This is a genomic window from Halanaerobium saccharolyticum (genome assembly GCF_004362045.1).
Lineage (GTDB): Bacteria > Bacillota > Halanaerobiia > Halanaerobiales > Halanaerobiaceae > Halanaerobium > Halanaerobium saccharolyticum_C.
The window spans coordinates 65,323-83,932 of the sequence record NZ_SNWX01000006.1 but is presented as its reverse complement, the minus strand read 5'-3'; the positions used below and the strand labels follow the sequence as shown (position 1 = coordinate 83,932).

The window sequence follows — 18,610 nt, the reverse complement described above, 5'->3', positions numbered from 1 at the left end:
TAAACTTTAAATATCCTGCTATTTCTCTAAAATTTCTTTTAATTCCTGCTCAGTTAATGATTTAAACTCTCTATTATTTTTATTCTTCTTTTCCCCTCCAATCTCCTCTTTTTTGAGTTCGATTTTTTTATTTTTATCACTCTGAGAATCTGTTAACTTCTTTTGCTGTTTTATTTGTTTATTACTCTTTATAATTTCGGGGGTGATAAAAATAATCAGCTCAGTTTCTATCTCAGTATTCTCTGCTGCTGAAAATAATTTACCCAGCAGCGGCAGATCAGCCAGAATTGGAACTTCTTTAATAGTTTTTAGTTCATCTTTTTTAATTAAACCGCCAATTGCCAGGGTTTCTCCGTTTTCCAGAATGACTGTAGTTTCAGCACTGCGAGAATTTACTGCCGGCAAACCATCTGCCAGCACCTGTCCAAGACTGTTAACAGAAGGTTTAATTTCCAGAAGTATCTGATTTTCATTTAAAATCCTGGGTAAAAATTCTAACACAATACCCGCTTCAATATAACTGATTGTAGAAACCGTCTGCTCTGCTTCAATTCTTTCTAATTTAACCGGAATTTGATCACCAATTACAAGTTTTGCTTTTTTCCTGTCCAGGGTCATTAAACTTGGATTTGCCAGAATATTAGATAACCCTTTTTCATTTAAGGCTTTAAGTGTATCCGGCCAGCCGGGGCTTAATTTTTCTATTTTACCAGAATCATTTTTTATTATTTTTAACTCTGAGAGCTGGTTGGGGTTTATTCCCAATTCTTTAATTTTGCTTCTGCTAATTTCTTCAACTCTTGCTTTAATCATCACCTGTTTCTGGGGCTGGTCAATTTGAACTATTATTTTATCAATTTTTCTTAAATCTTTTTTGCTGCCACTTATAATTAAGCCTTCACTATTTAAATCAATGATTTTTATTTCTTTAAAGTTATTATATAGAATTTTTGCAGCTGCTTCAGAACTTAAATATTTCAGTTTATAGTTTTTACTGATAATTTTTTTATTTTTAGCTGCCAGTTTTTCCTCTGTGGAAACATAGATTATTTCATTCTCAAAGGTGTAATCTAAATTAAAACTATCAGTTATTAAATCTAGTGCGTTTCGAAAAACTATATCATTAAAAATAACAGTAATTTTTCCTGTAACTGCACTATCACAAATGAGATTTTTATCAGCTGTATTAGCCAGCATAATCAGGGCTGTTTCCAATTCTACATCTCTTAAGTTGATTGAAATTAATTCGTTTTTAGCTGCAGTTTCAGCTCTAACAAAAGCAGATAGCAAAAGAAAAATTATAACTAAAATTGATATCTGCAAAAACTGCTTAATAATTTTCATTATTTTTCTCCTTCCAGAGGTAGATTATCCTTTCCTCTTTTTGATAGCTTATAGTCAAGTTATTATTCTTAATCTTTTCTATCTTAAAAACATCAATGCTTTCGTTTTCTCTTTTTAAGAGCGTCTGTCCCTCATATAGAAAAAGAGCAGAAGAATTAGTACTATTTTTAATAATACCAATCAGTCTAAAGGGAAGTTGAATATTACTAAGTCTCCGTCTGTCTGCTCTCATAATTTTTTCTTTGTTTGCAGCAGCTGGCAGAGATGATTTTTCTGGAATTTCCTTTTTTGACTCAGTCATTTTTTCTTTAATTTGAGTTGAAGAACTCAAATTATCTGCAATCATATTTTTTTCTAAAAATACTAATTCTTCTGTCTTATTTATTGTGTTTCCGCTCCTGTTTTCATTTTTTTCTTCAGCTAAATCATTAACACTTTGATCATTTTTAAAAGGATCTTTGATTTCTTTAGTTAAAGCAATAGTTTCTATTTTATTTTTTTTCTCCGGCTTAACAGTTAAATCATTTTTATTCTTACTGATATCCCTTTTTGGTTCTATCACTTCTTTTTTTATTTCATTATCAGTTTCAAAAAGCAGTTCTTTTTGCTTTGATTCATTGTTTTGACCAAAAATTGAGCTCAATTCTATTTCTGTAGTTTTAATATAGCTGGAAAATAAAATTAAGCACATAACTACCAGCAGAAAAACTAATAGCAGTTTTTTCTTTTTTTCTTTTTCAATCATTGTCCACCAGCTCACTTTTTAGCCTGACATAGAAGAAAAGTGTATCCTGATTTTTTTTGATTTTAAACTCTATAATTTTTAAATCTTCAACACTGTTTTCTAAATAAAAGATAAAGTTTAAAATTGAGTGAAAGTTACCTTTAAGATTTAAATTTAATTCAGTTTCTGTACTACTGAAGTCGATAAGTACTAAATTATATGCTGTTGCCTCAGCTAAAATCACAGCAGTTTGTTCTTTGATATTTAATAACTTATTTTTACCTCTGGAATTATTAGTACTAATCCTGGTAGAATATTTATTTTTTAAATTATAATTCTGTCTCTGCTGTTCTAAAATTTCAAGCTGCAGCAGCTCTTTTTCTTTTAGTATTTCTTTACTTTTTAGCCCCTGAACTATTAATAGAAAGAGCAGTAAAAAGATTAAAGAAATTTTAAATAATTTTGTTTGTTTAATAGTCATTTTTTCCACCTCATTACTGCTCCATCAGTATTTCAAGCTCAAAATAGTAACTATCTCTTTGATTAATATTAATTAAGTCTACCTCAATAAATTTATGATCTTTTTCTAATGCTTCAATCAAAGCAAAAATTTTTTTCTGCTGGTTTGTAACTGCCTTTAAATAAAGCACATCATTTTTTAACTGCAGCGAATTATAGCTTAAGTTATCTGCATAATTGGCAAGAGAAATTAAAAAATTATACTTATTTGTTTTTCCTTCAGTTTCCTTCTGCAGTAATGCTGAATTATCTATTAAAGATCTATATTTTGTTGCTTCTTCTTTTAACAGTACCCAATCAGATTTTAAAAACTCAACTTTATTTTCGATCAGAAAATTAAAGGCAGTTAGCAAAATAACCAACAATAAGATTATAATTAAAAGATTATTAACTAAAATCAATAAATGATCATAGTGTTTTTCTTTAAAAATCACTGACATCTACTGATACTCCAGAGCATCGAAGTTAAGAAAACAAAATCATCAGCTTTTAATTCTATCATTTCACCCAGCTTAAGCAAGTCACTTTTTCCTTCCAGCACTTCCAGCTCAATTCCTTTATTGTTCAGATAGTATTTTTGGCTTTTTTCCAATTCCTGTGCTAGCTGTTCCTCTCCAATTGAGGACTGCAGTAAATCAAGTTTTTTATCTACAGCTGTCAGCAGTGTATAGCAATTATTGATCTTATAATAGAGAAGATAGTTTTTAGCAGCTACAAGTTTATTAATTACAGAAAAAACAGCTACAGGTAAAGCAGAAACCAGGTAATTATTTTTGTATTTTTCCATATCTTCTGTCAGCGGATCCAGAATTTCTTTATCAGCTGCAAAAAATTTAATTTCTCTCTCCTGAGTCTGCTCAGATACAATTTCTAAATAATCATAGTAAAACTCTTCTTCAAAATTCTCTTTAACTTCAGCAAATTTACTTAAAATATTATCCTCACTAATCCGATAAGGATTCTTTTCTTCCAGGGCCACCGAGTGATAGAATAAAGAAGCAGCCGGCAGCAGCACAACATACTGGCAGTTAAAATTAAACTTCTTTATTTTTCCGATAGAAGAGAGTTCATTAATTCCATCTACAAAATTAATTTGATTATCCTTTTCTCTAACTACAAGGTTTCTCAGTTTGTTTTCATAAGGGATTGTTATAGAATAATAATTATTAAACATTTTACTCACTCCTGTATATTATTTTATTAACTATTTTTAAACTATCTTTTTTCAGTTTCATTTCAGCCTTATACGAAATTTCAGAATCTAACTCAGCAGTTAAATAAATAAAATTATCATCCTCCTTCCCTTCAATCTTTACTTTTCTTTTTTGACTAAAATTTAGCTCTTCATTCAACAACAAATTATCTTTTCTTAAAAAATATAGTTGATACTGCAGTGCTGACTCAACCGCCTCTTTATTTTGAGCAGCAGTAATTCTATTATTTAATATTCTATAATTAAGTTTCTGCTGCTGAATCAAAAGCGGAATAAATAAGCCAATTAGAGTAATTAAGATTAAATTTATAAATAAAACATAGCCACTATTTTTTTCTATATTCATTATTTTTACCTGCTTTTTTATTATTTGAATAGCCTAAATTTTAACCAATCTACTTACAGTTAACTTTTTTTGGTCCTCGACTAGATAAATAGTTATTTTCAGCAGCCCTGGTTCCACAATTTTAAAACTTAGATTTTCAATTTTATCGAGCAGAGATAGATTTCTTCCGAAATCTTTGTTTGCCAGATCTGAACTACCAATCGAACGACCCAGAGCATTACTTCCTCCACTCTGATACAGAGAAAATTTTAACCACTGATAATCCTGATCATAATAAGTAAAAATATTTATTTCCTCTCTGCTGATAACTTCAACTTTTTTTGAATTTTTAATTTGTGCTGTTATAAAATCAACTGCAAGGTAGGCATCAAGCTGCCAGGCATTCTGTAGGTTAAAAAAGTTGTTATTTTGATAGAGAGTTAAAATTAACTGCAGAAAAATTACAGCCAGCAGAGAAGAAATAGTTATCACCAAAAGCATTTCCAGCAGGGTAAATCCCTTTTCCGAGTTTAATTTACCTCTGCAGTAAAGCAAGCATTTCATTATGATGCTCCTTATCCCTGCATTTAAAATCTACTTCCACCTTTAGTTGGTATAAGCCGTCATAGCGAATCCCTTCTTTCTCATATGGAATCACTTCAACCCTTGTCATCTCATAGTCTCTGGGCAAAGATTCTCTTTCCAGTAATTCCAGATTTCTTATAAAATCATCCCCACTATCTTCGACACCTTCGTCAAGCATATTTCTATTTTTATAGGCCTCCAGAACAGACTCGGTCCAATTAACTGCTGCATTTTTATCTGCCAAAAAAGTATGAACTTCCAGTCCAGTTTTTATGGTCCTACTCATTACTGCCAGAACAGCTCCTGCTAATGAGATTGTAATAATAACTTCCAGTAGAGAAAATCCTGCATTATTTTTCAATTCTAACCCTCCCTAATTGATTGACTGTAATTGAATATTTTTTTGCTCCCACCTGTGCCTCTGCTAGAGCTACTGTTCCTCCCCTTGCCGTTGCCGTATTATTAAATCTAATCCACTCATAGTATTCATCATCTACAATCTTAAAGCTTAATGTTTTATAGAGAATTAAACTGGAAGAATAGTAACCTTTTCTCTTAATAATTTTTTGTCCAGCTTCTTTAATATAAAAATAATAGGGGATTTTATTGTCGCCGCTGTTTTCTTTAACTGTATAGATGCGAAAGATATAGGTTTGACTATCCAGAATTGCTTTATTTCTGGCCCACCGCAGGTCTGCTGCCAGGCATTCAATTTCCTGCTCAATTTGAAAATTATTTTTTAACTGTGGGCGATAGCTGACTGTAAATAAAATTCCCATAATTGTAATAACAAGTAAAACCTCAATTAAAGTAAAACCCCTGTTATTTTTCATTAATCTATAATGTGGGTTCTGTGGTTTCCGGACCAGTTAAGGCTGATTGATCAGTAGAAATATAATAGAATTCATCAGAGTCAGCCTCATAAATTATTATATATTTTTCTGCCCCTGTATCAGTATCAGTCTGATAACTGTAATCTGCTGGCTCATTTTTAATACTCAGCTCCTCTAATTCTCCACTAATTGAGCTCAAATCACCTTTAGTACTCTGACCTGGATATTCTCCGTGGTCCAGATAGTACATTTCCAGGCTCTGCATAATATTGTGTAAATCAGCTTTAGCAACAGCTGTATCAGCCTTATTTTTAACTCCGCTTAACGCTGGAACTGCCATTGACATTAAAATACCCAGAACTACAATTACAATTAAAAGTTCTATCAGGGTAAAACCAAGCTCATGGTTGACAAAGTTTTCACTACATTTTTTAGCATCTTTTCTCATTAATAAATTCCTTTCTGTTTTGTTTTCCATTTACTTTAAATTGAATTAATTATATAAAACTCAAGCTGATTCTATTATTTTAATCCAATTAAAAGTTTTAAATAATTAAATAAATCTGAAACATGGGCATCATTACTGCTGCAGCAAGTAAAGCAACAAAAATTGCAGTTAATGTTATTAAAAAAGGCTCTAAATACTGCAGCATTTTAGCAATTTCATTTTTTAATTTTTTCGAATAATAATCACCTGCTCTCTCCAACATGGTCTCCATCCGGGCTGTCTCTTCTCCAGTCATTATAAGATAGTAAAAAAGGTTTGGGATATATCTACTATCATCAAAACATTCTGTTAAAGAAGCCCCTTTTGAAATATTTAAAGCTGTTTTTTTAATAAAATTTTGATATTGATGATCACTTATAATATTTTTTAAAAGTTCCAGAGCAGAAATTAATTTTAACCCGCTTTTTAGCAGCAGAGATAGGTAAGTTGCCATCTGAGCCAAGATTAAATCCCGATAGATAACTGAAATTAGTGGAACTTTTAATAAAAATCTACTTTTTAAGTCATTTCGTTTATTACTCTTAAAAACTGAAAATAGTAATATAATTAATAATATTATGAAAACTATAATTAAAATGAAGTAATTATTAAAGATTAAACTCAGCTTCAAAAATATCCTGGTAATCAGCGGCAGTTCTCCATTAAATTCGGCAAATAGATCTATAAATACCGGCAAAGTGAATTTAAAAATAAAGGCTGCTGCCAGAAATATGGTACTAATAACTGTTAAAGGATAAAATGATGCTTTTTTTATTTCTTTTTTTATATCCTCTTTACTGCCATAATATATTTCCAGACTTGCTAAAACTTCGACCAGAGTGCCGCTTTCTTCACCAGCTTTAACTACTGCAGTAAAGAGATCAGTAAAAACATCTTCTTCTTTTAAGGCTTCAGCCAGGCTTAAACCAGATTCTATATTTTTTAGTAATCCACTGTATATTTCTTTCTCTTCCCTGTTTCTAGTTTGTCTGGAAATAATAATTAGGGAACGGTTTAAATTCAAACCCGATTTAAGCATTATCCCCAGCTGGGATGCAAAAAATTTCAAATCGAAACTTTTTCTAAATAAAATTGTTATCTCCTCCAGTTAGTAAATCAAAACTCAATTACTCTCATAACTTCTTCTCTGGTTGTAATTCCTTTTTTCATTTTCTGAAGAGCAGAATTTGTAAGGGTCAGCATTCCTGAGGCCAGTGCCTCTTTTTTAAGTAGAGAATAATCTGCCCGCTGACTAATTAGTTTTCTCAACTGATCATTGATCAATAAAATTTCTGCTGCCGGTGTTCGACCCTTATAACCATCATCACAGTTACTGCAGCCAGCAGCCTGATAGATATAGTCAATTTTTTCCTGATGAAAAATTTTTTTATCCTGCTGACTGAGTTTAGTTTTTTGACTGCACTCAGAACAGAGCTTTCTGAGCAGCCTTTGAGCTACGACAGCATTAAGTGTGCTGCTGATTAAATAAGATGGTATTCCCATCTCAATCAGCCTGCTAACTGCAGAAATGCTGTCAATAGTATGAATAGTACTTAAAACCAGATGTCCTGTAACTGCAGCTCTGACTGCAATTTCTGCAGTTTCTTGATCTCTAATTTCTCCAATCATAATAATGTCAGGGTCCTGTCTTAAAATTGACCTTAAAATCATTGGAAAATTTAACCCCTGGGCTTCATTAATTTCTATCTGATTTAAAAGTTCCAGTTTATATTCAACCGGATTTTCGACTGTAATAATATTATTGCTTTCTGTGGCCAGCTGATTTAAAATTGAAAATAAGGTAGTTGTTTTCCCACTTCCAGTAGGACCTGAAAGTAGAATAATACCAGAATTGAAACTAAATATTTTTTTGAATCTCTCATAATTGCAGCTGTTAAAATTTAATTCTTTAACTGTCAATAATTTTTCATTTCTTAAGAGCAGTCTCAATACAGCTTTTTCTCCATAGACTGTCGGGACCACAGAAGTTCTTATATCATAATCTGTTTCCTGAAACTTAAACTCCATTTTCCCATCCTGTGGTAAGTGGCGGACAGTAATATCCATTGCCGAAATAATTTTAATCCGGGAAATAACAGCTGCAGCTATTTCGGCAGGTAAATTATAATAACTTTTTAAGATACCATCTATTCTATATCTCACCTTAAACTGATTTTCCTTCTGTTCAAGATGGATATCACTGGCATTTAAAGAAATTGCCTCAGTTAAAATTTTATTTAGAAGTTTTACAACCGGAGCATCTTCAACTATATTTTTTAAACTATCTATATCGCGACTGTCTATTTTTTTGAAATCTCCTAAATCTTCTAAAAGCTCCTGCTGGTTAACCTGAAAATAACTGCTGTAAATAAAATTTTCTGCTTCTTTAAATTCATTTTCTGACATCAAATAAAATTTTATTCTGCTTTTAAATTTAAATTTTAGTTTTTCCTCTAAAAATAAATCAGGTGGATAAATGCTGCCAAAAGAAATAAGTTTTGAACTCTGATTGATTATCAAAATCTGATCTTTTTTTACCTGAGATAACTTCAGCGCCAGAGCATTATTTTTAGCAAGTTTAATTTTTGAATTACAAAACAGTTCAAGTTCAAAATAAGAGGACATGGCCTGTAGTAATTTTGTTTCAGTAATAATTTTCTCTTTTTTAAGATAATCAATTACTAATTTTGTTTTTTTATTTTTAGCAAAAAACTTCAGTTTTGTCCAGACAGCTGGAGAAAAATGATATTTATTATTTAAATATTCACAAAAATTCTGCATAAAAACACTCTCTTTCTCTAAATTTAATTATTTTCAATCTTAGTTTAGTTTTTAAAATATTTATAATTATTAAAATTTATTGATTAGTTTCTATATTCGCGGCCCTCAGAGATATTCCTGCATAATTTTGTAATTTTTTTCTTTTTTTATAAAATAATAACTATATTATTGTAAATAAATGTATAATAATATCTATTTTATTAGTGAATCAAAACACAAAACTATTAATAATGATAATTTATCGCATAAAAAAACAGCTGCAGAAATCATCCCACAGCTGTTAATCTTTAAATAATTATTTTTTTATTAAAATAATATTTGCCATTAATTAATACTTATCCCATCTTCAATTAAGAGCCAGTATTCAATACTATCCAGTAGAGCATCCCAGGATGCCTGAATAATGTTTGTCGAAACCCCTACGGTGGTCCATGATTTCTCCAGATCAGCAGTTTCAATTAAAACCCTTACCTTGGCTGCTGTCCCGTCATTTCCATTTAAAACACGAACCTTATAATCAATTAACTTAGTTTCGGTTATTTCGGGATAAAATGAAACTAGAGCCTTCCGAAAACAGTTATCTAAAGCATTAACAGGACCATCACCATCTGCCGCAATGTGGACCTTTTCTCCGCTGACTGTCATTTTAACAACAGCCTCGGAATAGGTCTGATTACCTCGATTAACACTGTTAGTCCTAAAATCTTCAATTTCAAAGAAAGATCTGTAATCTTTAAACTCTCTAAAAGCTAAAAGTATCAGTGAAGCTTCTGCTCCCTCAAATTGATAACCTTCATTTTCCAGAACCTTAACTTTTTTAATTAATTTTTTGATCATCTGATTAGAAAAATCATCTAAATTAAAACCAATTTCTTTTAATTTATAGCGCAGGTTGGACTTTCCTGCCAGCTCTGATACCAGCACCCGCCGCTCATTACCAACCAGTTCGGGTTCAATATGCTCATAAGTATGCGGATTTTTACGGACAGCACTGACGTGAATTCCACCCTTATGAGTAAAGGCACTTTTCCCGACATATGGCTTATTATTAATCGGAATCAGATTTGCAGTTTCGGTAACAAAGAAATATAGAGGTTTAAGCTGCTTAAGCTGTTGATCTGAAACTACATTTTCTCCGTACTTTAACTGTAAGGCTGGAATCACACTGCATAAATCAGCATTACCACAGCGTTCACCTAGACCCCCGACTGTCCCCTGAACCTGGACAGCACCTTCTTCGTAGGCAGCAAGTGAATTAGCAACAGCCAGATTACTATCATTATGAGCATGAATACCAAGAGGAGTCTCAATCTCTGCTTTTACTTCCTGCATAATTTTAGTCATCTGTGAGGGAAGCATTCCCCCATTAGTATCACATAAAATCAGAAGCTCAGCTCCAGCTTCAGCTGCTGCTTTTATAGTTTTTAGAGCATATTCAGGATTATTTACATAACCATCAAAGAAATGTTCAGCATCAAAAAAGACATTTAGCCCTTTTGATTTTAAGAATGAAACTGTATCTTTGATCATCTCAATATTTTCTGCCAGAGGAATCTGCAGAGCATCTGTAACATGAAGATCCCAGCTTTTAGCAAAAATTGTTACATAATCAACCCCTGCCTCAACCAGCTTTAAAATATTTGGATCTTCTACAGCCTTAATGTTGGCTCTCCTGGTTGAACTGAAAGCTGTAATTTCGGCATGCTCAAGGTTCATATTCTGAACTTCTCTAAAATAGGCCTCATCTTTAGGATTGGAACCCGGCCAGCCTCCTTCGATAAAATCAATGCCGAAACGATCTAACTGTCTGGTAATTCTCAATTTATCATCAAGTGATAAAGAAATTCCTTCTCCCTGAGAACCATCTCTTAAAGTCGTATCATAAAGTGTTAATCCCACTAGTCATCACTACTCACCTTCCTCTTTGCTTTTGAGATTTTGAACCAGATAATCCCCAACTTCATCTGTACTTAAATCTCCACCCTGATCAGCAGTTACCATATCCTTCTCTAAAGCATCCTTAACAGCAGCTTCCACCTTTGGTGTCAGATTACCATAGCCGAGTTCTCTGAGCATCATTCCAGCTGCTAAAACAGCTGCCAGCGGATTAGCTATGTTCTGACCGGCAATATCAGGGGCACTTCCGTGAACAGGTTCAAACATTGAGATACTGTCCGGATTAATATTACCGGAAACAGCCATTCCCATTCCACCCTGAATTTCTGCCCCAAGATCAGTAATAATATCACCAAAAATATTGCAGGTAACAATTACATCAAAGATCTCAGGATTGCGGACCATCTTCATTGTAATTGCATCAACTAAAAAGTGATTCTGCTCTACCTCAGGATAATTTTTACCCATTTCTTTAAATGAGCGCTGCCAGAGATTATGAGCGTAGGTTAAAACATTGCTTTTATCACAAACGGTTAATTTAGGTTCTCTTCCAAACTCCTGAGCATATTCAAAAGCATATTTTATAATTCTATCTACACCTTTACGGGTAGAAATCATCTCCTGAGTTGCAACTTCATCCGGGGTATCTTTCTTAAGAAAACCACCAATACCGGCATAAATTCCTTCGGTATTTTCTCTAACTACTGTAAAATCAATATCTTTAATTCCCTTACCCTTTAGCGGAGAAAATTCTTCTTTATACAATTTAATCGGGCGCAAATTTACATACTGATCAAAGTAAAAACGGAGCTTGAGCAAAATTCCTTTTTCCAGAACTCCAGGCTCCACTCTCGGGTCACCAACAGCTCCCAGATAGATTGAATCAAATGTTTCCAGTTTATTTAAAACATCATCAGGTAGAATATCACCGGTCTTTAAATATCTTTCCGCACCCAGATCAAATTTTTCAAATTTAAGACCCAGATTATAAGTACCATCTAAGTATTCTAAAACCTTGATTCCCTGACGGGTAACTTCTTCTCCAATTCCATCTCCCGGTATATATGCTATATTACTCATCTATACCAGCTCCTTTTTGACATGTTCAATCAGACCGCCGTCTTTAATAATCTCCTGCATAAAAGGCGGAAATGCTACTGCCTGATAAGTTTTACCTGTCCGCAGATTTTTAACCTGACCCTGATCAATATTTACCTCTAACTGATCACCGGTTTCTGTCGCCTGAACAGCTGCCGGACATTCCAGGATTGGCAGACCAATATTAATTGAGTTGCGGTAGAAAATTCGGGCAAAGCTCTCTGCTACCACACAGGAAACTCCGGCATATTTAATTGCTAAAGGAGCATGTTCCCGGGATGAACCGGAGCCAAAGTTCTTACCTCCAACAATAATATCGCCTTCACTTACCTCATCTGCAAAATCTTCGTCAATATCTTCCATACAGTGGGCCGCTAAATTTTCTGGATCTGCCGAGTTTAGATAGCGGGCCGGAATAATTACATCTGTATCAACATTATCTCCATATTTAAATACTTTACCTTTAAACACCATTATTTAACCTCCTCTGGACCAGCAATATAACCTTTGATTGCTGATGCTGCTGCTACAGCTGGACTTGCAAGATATACTTCACTTCCGGTAGATCCCATCCGACCAACAAAATTACGATTGGTGGTAGAAATGGCTTTTTCGCCTTCAGCTAAAACACCCATATGTCCACCTAAACAGGGTCCACAGGTAGGTGTAGAAACAGCTACTCCTGCATCAATAAAGATATCAAATAAGCCTTCGTTCATTGCCTGTTTATAAACCGCCTGTGATCCAGGGAAGACAAGACAGCGTACATTTTCGTTAACTTTCTGACCTTTTAAAATCTCAGCAGCTACTCTTAAATCTTCAATCCGGCCATTAGTACAGGAACCGATTACTGACTGCTGAATTTCAATCTTCTCCTCGATTTCATCAAGACCTTTAGTATTTTCAGGTAAACTTGGAAAAGCAACCTGAGGTTCAATCTGACTGACATCAATTTCTATAACCTGCTCATATTCTGCATCAGAATCTGCATTACGAACAGTATAATCTCTCTGAGTTCTTCCTTTGAGATATTCTTCAGTCTTTTCGTCTGCTGCAATCAGACCGGCTTTCCCGCCAGCTTCAATTGCCATATTGGACATTGTCATTCGACCTTCCATAGACAGGTTGTCAATCGCTTCTCCTGTAAATTCCATGGCTTTATATAGGGCTCCATCAACACCAATCTGACCAATTGTGTAGAGGATTAAATCCTTACCGCTGACATGAGGTTTAAGTTTCCCTTTATAAACAAATTTAATTGTCGGAGGTACTTTAAACCAGGCTTTACCTGTTGCCATCGCTGCTGCCATATCAGTACTTCCAACTCCAGTTCCCAGTGCACCTAAGGCACCATAAGTACAGGTGTGAGAATCAGCACCAATAATAATTTCACCCGGCAGGGTTAAACCTTTTTCCGGTAAAATAACATGTTCAATACCCATTTGTCCTACTTCAAAAAAGTTTGTAATCTCATGTTTCCTGGCAAATTTTCTAATCATATTTACCTGTTCTGCTGCCTTAATATCTTTATTTGGGGCAAAATGATCAGGTACAATTGCAATTTTTTCCTTATCAAAAACCTTATCAACACCAATTTTATTAAATTCTTCAACTGCTACCGGAGTTGTAATATCATTACCTAAAACCATATCGACTCTGGCATTTACTATATCTCCAGGTTTTAACGCATCCTGATCCGAATGAGCAGCAAGAATTTTTTCTATCATTGTCATTCCCATTTAATTAAATCACTCCTCTTAAAATCCTTATAATATTATAGATGTTTGAAAATATTTTTAGAACAGCCCGAGCAAGCTCAGGCTGTAATTAATTTATTTATTATTGATATATACAAGATATTTATTAATTGCTTCAATATATGCTGCTGCACTGGCCTCAGTAATATCAGTCTGAGAAGAATGACCGGTGAATATTTTGCCCTCAATTTCAGCGGCAATAAAGGCCTCTCCCAGGGCATCTTTACCTTCTGTAACTGCATCAATTTTATAGGAAATTAACTTAATATCCTCCATATCGGTCAGTTCATTGATGGTCTGGAAAATAGCATCAACAGGGCCATCACCGTTACAGGCTGCAGACTGAATAATTTCTCCTTCTTTTTTCAATCTCACAGTAGCTGTTGGCAGTAATCCTTTACCGGTTAAAACTGAAATGTATTCCAGCTCATAGATCTTTTCATAATCATATAATTCATTGTCCAGCAGAGCAATAATATCAGCATTACTAATATTTTTCTTTTTATCTGCCAGGTCTTTGAACCGTTTAAAGAAACTTTCAAAACTCTCTTCGTCAAGCTCATAATCATATTTCTCCAGAAAGTCTTTAAGTGCATGACGGCCAGAATGTTTTCCTAAAACCAATTTGTTGTGATCAAGACCGATCGTTTTAGCATCCATGATCTCATAGGTAGTTCTTTCTTTAATCACACCATCCTGGTGAATCCCTGCCTCATGAGCAAAAGCATTAGCTCCCACAATTGCCTTATTAGCCTGCAGAGAAATACCGGTAGAATTAGCAACTAATTTGGATAAACGGGCAATCTGAGTTGTATCCTGAGTCACATCCAGATCATAATAGTCCTGTCTGGTGTAAAGAGCCATTACAATTTCTTCTAAAGCTGCATTACCAGCTCTTTCGCCAATACCATTAACGGACACCTCAACCTGAGTAGCACCATTTTCGATTGCTGCCAGAGAATTGGCAACTGCCAGACCTAAATCATTATGGCAGTGGACACTAATTTCTGCCTGTTTAATATTAGGAGTCTTCTCTCTCACATCTTTGATCATCTGACCAAATTCGGAAGGTACAGAATAACCAACTGTATCTGGAATATTAATTACTGCAGCACCGGCTTCAATTACTGCTTCAAAAAGTCGGGCCAGAAAATCAATATCACTTCGGGAAGCGTCTTCTGCAGAAAACTCTATATTATCAGTATACTGAGCTGCATATTTAACTGCTTCAACGGCATTATTTAAAACCTCATCTTCTGTCATCTGAAGTTTATATTCTAAATGAATTGGAGAAGACGCAATAAAAACATGGATACGTGGGTTTTCTGCATCTCTAACTGCTTCCCAGGCTCGATCAATATCGCCCTTGCGGCATCTTGCCAGAGCAGCAACTTCAACTCCCTTTACATTTTCAGCGACCATCTTGACTGCATTAAAATCACCATCTGAAGAAATTGGAAATCCGGCCTCAATAACATTAACCTTCATTTTGGCCAGCTGTTTGGCAATCGCCAGTTTTTCCTCGGGAATTAACGTTACACCCGGTGACTGTTCACCATCTCTCAGGGTTGTATCAAATATTTTAACACTTGCCATTTATTTCACCACCTTTAGTCTGTCCGGATAATTACTCAATCCAGGACATCATCTTTCTTAATTTACGTCCAACTTCTTCTATCTGAGAATTCTCGTCTTTTTCGGTTAAAGAATTAAATACAGGTCGATTTGCCTGATTTTCTAAAATCCACTCTCTTGTAAATTTACCTGTCTGAATATCTTCCAGAACTGCCTGCATATTTTCTTTTACATGCTCATCAATTATTCTGGGACCGGAAACTAAATCTCCGTACTGAGCTGTATCAGAAATAGAATCACGCATTGTAGAAATTCCGCCTTCAAACATCAGATCAACAATTAATTTTAACTCATTTAAAACTTCAAAATAAGCAATTTCAGGCTGATAACCTGCTTCAACTAGAGTTTCAAATCCTGCCTTAACTAATGCGGTTGTTCCTCCACATAAAACAGCCTGCTCACCAAAAAGATCAGTTTCAGTTTCTTCTTTAAAGGTAGTCTCGATAACTCCGGCATGAGTACAGCCAATTCCTTTAGCATAGGCTAAACCTAAGTCATATGCTTTACCTGTATAATCCTGATATACGGCCAGTAAGCCGGGAACACCCTTACCATCTTCATAGAGTCTGCGCACTAAATGTCCGGGTGACTTGGGTGCTACCATAAAGACATCAACATTTTTTTGAGGTACAATCTGATCATAGTGAATATTTAAACCATGTGAAAATACTAAGGCATTTCCATCTTCTAAATTTGGTTCAATATCATTTTTAAAGACTGAAGCCTGCTTGATATCTGGAATTAAAATCTGAATCAAATCTGCTTTAGCTGCTGCATCTGCAGTTGTCAGTACTTCAAAACCATCTTCTTCTGCTATCGGCCAGCTGGAGCTTTCTTTTCTTAACCCAACTACAACATTAAGACCGCTGTCCTTTAAGTTCTGAGCCTGAGCATGTCCCTGACTGCCATATCCAATTACCGCAACTACCTTATCTTCTAAGTACTTTAAATCTGCATCTTTATCATAATATATTTCCATTCTTATCTTCTCCTTTTATGTTCTTATATTTTTATTTCGCTGCCTGACCTCTACTTAAGGCCACTGTTCCTGTCCTTACAAATTCTGCAATACCGAAATCCCTCAATAGTTCTGTTAGAGCTTCCAGCTTATCTTCGGTCCCTGTAGCTTCAATCATTAAACTATCAGGAGCCACATCAACAATCTGAGCTCTAAATGTATCAGCAATCTGAATAATCTCTGAACGCTGTTTGCGGGTACACTTAACTCTAATTAAAATTAAGTCTCTTTCCACAATTGAATTTTTATCCAGCTCAGTTATTTTTAAAACATTAATCAGTTTGTGCAGCTGTTTGGTAACCTGCTCTAATACTTTTTCATCACCATTAACTACAATTGTCATCCGGGAAATTTCTGGATTTTCAGTTTTACCAACATTTAAACTCTCAATATTAAAATTCCGCCGACTAAAGAGTCCGGCAATTCTGGTTAAAACACCGGGCTTGTTAAGTACGGAAACTGATAAAATATGTGTCATAAATTATCCTCCTATCATATCTTTTAAGCCGGCACCTGCTGGTACCATTGGATAAACATTTTCTTCTTCTGGAATGTGTAAATCAAGAATAGCTGGTCCGTCATGTTCCATTGCTTCTTTAAGTGCCGCATCAAGTTCAGATTTCTTATCCACACTTTTAGACCAGATCCCATAAGCATCTCCCATTTTAACAAAATCTGGTGCTGGAATCTTAGTTGAAGAATATCTTTTATCAAAGAAGAATTCCTGCCACTGCCTGACCATTCCTAAATATTTATTATTAAAGATAATAATTTTAATAGGGATGTTATAGGCCTGAGCTGTTCCCAGTTCTTGAATATTCATCTGTATACTGCCATCTCCAGCTATCAGCACAACCTTTTCCTCAGGCTGCCCAATCTGAGCTCCAATTGCTGCCGGCAGTCCATACCCCATTGTTCCTAAACCACCTGAAGTAATAAACTGGCGCGGTTTTTTATATTTATGGAACTGTGCAGCCCACATCTGATGCTGACCAACTTCAGTTACTATTGTGGCATCACCTTTTGTGTATTTATCAATTTCTTCCATAATATACTGAGGTTTAATTGTTTCTGAATCATCATCTTCATATTTAAGAGGATATTTTTCTTTCAGCTCTTTTATTCTCTGCTGCCAGGCTCCATTTTCTTTCTCTTCTATATAAGGAAGAAGCTCTTTAAGAACTCTTTTAACATCTCCCACAATAGGAACCTCAACATCAAGATTTTTACCTATTTCTGCAGGATCAATATCAATCTGAATAATATCTGCCTGAGAGGCAAATTCCTCCAGTTTTCCGGTAACCCGATCATCAAAACGAGCTCCAACTGCAATTAAAAGATCAGTCTCAAGTGTAGCCTTATTGGCATATTGAGTTCCATGCATTCCTAACATTTCTAAAGCCAGATCCTGATCTTCAGGATAAATTCCTAAAGCCATTAAAGTTGTGGTTATTGGTATTTTTGCTTTTTCTACCATTTGTCTAATTTCGGCCTGAGCACCTGAGATTACGGCTCCACCACCGACATATAAAAGTGGTTTTTTGGCGTCATTAATTGCTTTTGCCGCTTTGTTAATCTGCAGTTTATGGCCTTCAAATGTAGGCTTATAGCCAGGCAGATTAACCCGCTCCGGATAATCAAATTCTGCAACTGCCTGAGTTACATCCTTTGCCAGATCAATAAGCACCGGTCCCGGTCTACCTGTGCGAGCAATATAGAATGCTTCTTTAATAGTTCTTGCCAGATCTTTAATATCTGTAACCAGAAAATTATGCTTGGTAACTGGCAAAGAAATACCCGTAATATCAGCTTCCTGAAAAGCATCTTTACCAATCAAAGAACTCGAAACCTGTCCTGTAAAAGCAACTAAAGGAATAGAATCCATCTGAGCATTGGCAAGTCCGGTAACCAGGTTGGTTCCACCAGGACCAGAAGTAGCAATACAAACTCCAACTTTGCCGCTGCTGCGGGCATAACCATCTGCTGCATGAATAACCCCCTGCTCGTGTCTTCCTAAATAATGCTTCATATTTGAATTATACAGAGCATCATACAGATTGATTACAGCTCCTCCTGGATAGCCAAAAACAACATCAACATTTTCTTTTTTTAATGATTCAATAATTATTTCTCCACCATTTAATTTTGGCATAGATTCACCTCCGCTGTGATTTTGGAAAATAAAACGTTAGAAATATAAATAGATACAAAAATAGCCCTGAATACAATTATCCAGGGCAGAAAGTTATCTAAGAACCTAAATTGAGAATTATCGTCTGAAAATTCAACAAACTTCCTATTTAATAGGCTAGTTAAATGAATTCCCAACTGTTCTGCAGTGTATTAGCCAGAAGCTAACGAAAAAAACTACTTTTTACTCTTCTCAATTTATAAA

20 protein-coding genes are annotated in these 18,610 nt (G+C 34.6%); all 20 read right to left on the bottom strand.

Going from position 1 to position 18,610, the window contains the following annotated elements; all coding sequences use genetic code 11:
- Positions 1-18 precede the first annotated feature (18 nt).
- The 20 genes from DFR79_RS05665 to ilvB all read right to left on the bottom strand — a co-directional run bounded on the left by DFR79_RS05665 (position 19) and on the right by ilvB (position 18,367).
- Entirely contained in the window at positions 19-1,344 is a 1,326-nt protein-coding gene (locus tag DFR79_RS05665) for a type II and III secretion system protein (protein ID WP_133514526.1), read from the bottom strand.
- On the bottom strand, positions 1,331-2,089 hold the full coding sequence (locus DFR79_RS05660; protein ID WP_133514525.1) for a hypothetical protein: 759 nt from the start codon (positions 2,087-2,089) through the stop codon (positions 1,331-1,333). The genes DFR79_RS05665 and DFR79_RS05660 overlap by 14 nt, the downstream gene beginning before the upstream one ends.
- A complete protein-coding gene (locus DFR79_RS05655) occupies positions 2,082-2,549 on the bottom strand; it encodes a hypothetical protein (RefSeq protein WP_133514524.1) in 468 nt (155 codons plus the stop codon). The genes DFR79_RS05660 and DFR79_RS05655 overlap by 8 nt, the downstream gene beginning before the upstream one ends.
- Positions 2,550-2,562: 13 nt before the next feature.
- On the bottom strand, positions 2,563-3,027 hold the full coding sequence (locus DFR79_RS05650; protein WP_133514523.1) for a hypothetical protein: 465 nt from the start codon (positions 3,025-3,027) through the stop codon (positions 2,563-2,565).
- On the bottom strand, positions 3,018-3,761 hold the full coding sequence (locus DFR79_RS05645) for a hypothetical protein (protein ID WP_133514522.1): 744 nt from the start codon (positions 3,759-3,761) through the stop codon (positions 3,018-3,020). The genes DFR79_RS05650 and DFR79_RS05645 overlap by 10 nt, the downstream gene beginning before the upstream one ends.
- A 1-nt stretch (position 3,762) precedes the next feature.
- Positions 3,763-4,146, bottom strand: a complete 384-nt coding sequence (locus DFR79_RS05640) for a hypothetical protein (protein WP_133514521.1) — start codon at positions 4,144-4,146, stop codon at positions 3,763-3,765.
- Between the two features lie 33 nt (positions 4,147-4,179).
- Entirely contained in the window at positions 4,180-4,689 is a 510-nt protein-coding gene (locus tag DFR79_RS05635) for a type II secretion system protein (RefSeq protein ID WP_133514520.1), read from the bottom strand.
- The gene (locus tag DFR79_RS05630; RefSeq protein ID WP_133514519.1) at positions 4,661-5,071 is read right to left on the bottom strand and encodes a prepilin-type N-terminal cleavage/methylation domain-containing protein; all 411 of its coding nucleotides are present in this window, start codon (positions 5,069-5,071) and stop codon (positions 4,661-4,663) included. The genes DFR79_RS05635 and DFR79_RS05630 overlap by 29 nt, the downstream gene beginning before the upstream one ends.
- The gene (locus DFR79_RS05625) at positions 5,061-5,543 is read right to left on the bottom strand and encodes a pilus assembly FimT family protein (RefSeq protein WP_133514518.1); all 483 of its coding nucleotides are present in this window, start codon (positions 5,541-5,543) and stop codon (positions 5,061-5,063) included. The genes DFR79_RS05630 and DFR79_RS05625 overlap by 11 nt, the downstream gene beginning before the upstream one ends.
- A gap of 4 nt (positions 5,544-5,547) precedes the next feature.
- Complete coding sequence (locus DFR79_RS05620) at positions 5,548-5,991, bottom strand: type II secretion system protein (protein ID WP_133514517.1); 444 nt, start codon at positions 5,989-5,991, stop codon at positions 5,548-5,550.
- 97 nt (positions 5,992-6,088) lie between these two features.
- Entirely contained in the window at positions 6,089-7,099 is a 1,011-nt protein-coding gene (locus DFR79_RS05615; RefSeq protein WP_279512867.1) for a type II secretion system F family protein, read from the bottom strand.
- A 47-nt stretch (positions 7,100-7,146) separates the two neighbouring features.
- Positions 7,147-8,811 carry a GspE/PulE family protein gene (locus tag DFR79_RS05610; RefSeq protein WP_133514515.1) on the bottom strand — a complete coding sequence of 555 codons (1,665 nt, stop codon included), beginning with the start codon at positions 8,809-8,811 and terminating at the stop codon, positions 7,147-7,149.
- A gap of 324 nt (positions 8,812-9,135) precedes the next feature.
- A complete protein-coding gene (gene cimA / locus DFR79_RS05605) occupies positions 9,136-10,710 on the bottom strand; it encodes a citramalate synthase (protein ID WP_133514514.1) in 1,575 nt (524 codons plus the stop codon).
- Between the two features lie 9 nt (positions 10,711-10,719).
- Entirely contained in the window at positions 10,720-11,787 is a 1,068-nt protein-coding gene (locus DFR79_RS05600) for a 3-isopropylmalate dehydrogenase (protein ID WP_133514513.1), read from the bottom strand.
- Positions 11,788-12,279, bottom strand: coding sequence for a 3-isopropylmalate dehydratase small subunit (gene leuD / locus DFR79_RS05595; RefSeq protein ID WP_133514512.1), 492 nt, complete (start codon positions 12,277-12,279; stop codon positions 11,788-11,790). It lies immediately after the preceding gene.
- Complete coding sequence (leuC, locus tag DFR79_RS05590) at positions 12,279-13,544, bottom strand: 3-isopropylmalate dehydratase large subunit (protein ID WP_133514511.1); 1,266 nt, start codon at positions 13,542-13,544, stop codon at positions 12,279-12,281. The genes leuD and leuC overlap by 1 nt, the downstream gene beginning before the upstream one ends.
- Positions 13,545-13,637: 93 nt before the next feature.
- Positions 13,638-15,158: a 2-isopropylmalate synthase gene (locus DFR79_RS05585; protein WP_133514510.1), complete on the bottom strand. Its 1,521-nt coding sequence runs from the start codon at positions 15,156-15,158 to the stop codon at positions 13,638-13,640.
- A gap of 31 nt (positions 15,159-15,189) precedes the next feature.
- The gene (gene ilvC, locus DFR79_RS05580) at positions 15,190-16,176 is read right to left on the bottom strand and encodes a ketol-acid reductoisomerase (protein ID WP_133514509.1); all 987 of its coding nucleotides are present in this window, start codon (positions 16,174-16,176) and stop codon (positions 15,190-15,192) included.
- A gap of 31 nt (positions 16,177-16,207) precedes the next feature.
- On the bottom strand, positions 16,208-16,693 hold the full coding sequence (gene ilvN / locus DFR79_RS05575; RefSeq protein WP_133514508.1) for an acetolactate synthase small subunit: 486 nt from the start codon (positions 16,691-16,693) through the stop codon (positions 16,208-16,210).
- Between the two features lie 3 nt (positions 16,694-16,696).
- Positions 16,697-18,367: a biosynthetic-type acetolactate synthase large subunit gene (gene ilvB / locus DFR79_RS05570; protein WP_133514507.1), complete on the bottom strand. Its 1,671-nt coding sequence runs from the start codon at positions 18,365-18,367 to the stop codon at positions 16,697-16,699.
- Positions 18,368-18,610 lie beyond the last annotated feature (243 nt).

What these genes read in the sequence shown, in the direction of transcription:
- leuD (WP_133514512.1), bottom strand. Translation starts at nt 12,279, where the DNA reads ATGGTGTTTAAAGGTAAAGTATTTAAATATGGAGATAATGTTGATACA.
- DFR79_RS05600 (WP_133514513.1), bottom strand. Translation starts at nt 11,787, where the DNA reads ATGAGTAATATAGCATATATACCGGGAGATGGAATTGGAGAAGAAGTT.
- DFR79_RS05650 (WP_133514523.1), bottom strand. Translation starts at nt 3,027, where the DNA reads ATGTCAGTGATTTTTAAAGAAAAACACTATGATCATTTATTGATTTTA.
- DFR79_RS05660 (WP_133514525.1), bottom strand. Translation starts at nt 2,089, where the DNA reads ATGATTGAAAAAGAAAAAAAGAAAAAACTGCTATTAGTTTTTCTGCTG.
- DFR79_RS05585 (WP_133514510.1), bottom strand. Translation starts at nt 15,158, where the DNA reads ATGGCAAGTGTTAAAATATTTGATACAACCCTGAGAGATGGTGAACAG.
- DFR79_RS05625 (WP_133514518.1), bottom strand. Translation starts at nt 5,543, where the DNA reads ATGAAAAATAACAGGGGTTTTACTTTAATTGAGGTTTTACTTGTTATT.
- ilvC (WP_133514509.1), bottom strand. Translation starts at nt 16,176, where the DNA reads ATGGAAATATATTATGATAAAGATGCAGATTTAAAGTACTTAGAAGAT.
- DFR79_RS05635 (WP_133514520.1), bottom strand. Translation starts at nt 4,689, where the DNA reads ATGAAATGCTTGCTTTACTGCAGAGGTAAATTAAACTCGGAAAAGGGA.
- ilvN (WP_133514508.1), bottom strand. Translation starts at nt 16,693, where the DNA reads ATGACACATATTTTATCAGTTTCCGTACTTAACAAGCCCGGTGTTTTA.
- leuC (WP_133514511.1), bottom strand. Translation starts at nt 13,544, where the DNA reads ATGGGAATGACAATGATAGAAAAAATTCTTGCTGCTCATTCGGATCAG.
- DFR79_RS05620 (WP_133514517.1), bottom strand. Translation starts at nt 5,991, where the DNA reads ATGAGAAAAGATGCTAAAAAATGTAGTGAAAACTTTGTCAACCATGAG.
- DFR79_RS05645 (WP_133514522.1), bottom strand. Translation starts at nt 3,761, where the DNA reads ATGTTTAATAATTATTATTCTATAACAATCCCTTATGAAAACAAACTG.
- DFR79_RS05640 (WP_133514521.1), bottom strand. Translation starts at nt 4,146, where the DNA reads ATGAATATAGAAAAAAATAGTGGCTATGTTTTATTTATAAATTTAATC.
- DFR79_RS05665 (WP_133514526.1), bottom strand. Translation starts at nt 1,344, where the DNA reads ATGAAAATTATTAAGCAGTTTTTGCAGATATCAATTTTAGTTATAATT.
- DFR79_RS05610 (WP_133514515.1), bottom strand. Translation starts at nt 8,811, where the DNA reads ATGCAGAATTTTTGTGAATATTTAAATAATAAATATCATTTTTCTCCA.
- ilvB (WP_133514507.1), bottom strand. Translation starts at nt 18,367, where the DNA reads ATGCCAAAATTAAATGGTGGAGAAATAATTATTGAATCATTAAAAAAA.
- DFR79_RS05655 (WP_133514524.1), bottom strand. Translation starts at nt 2,549, where the DNA reads ATGACTATTAAACAAACAAAATTATTTAAAATTTCTTTAATCTTTTTA.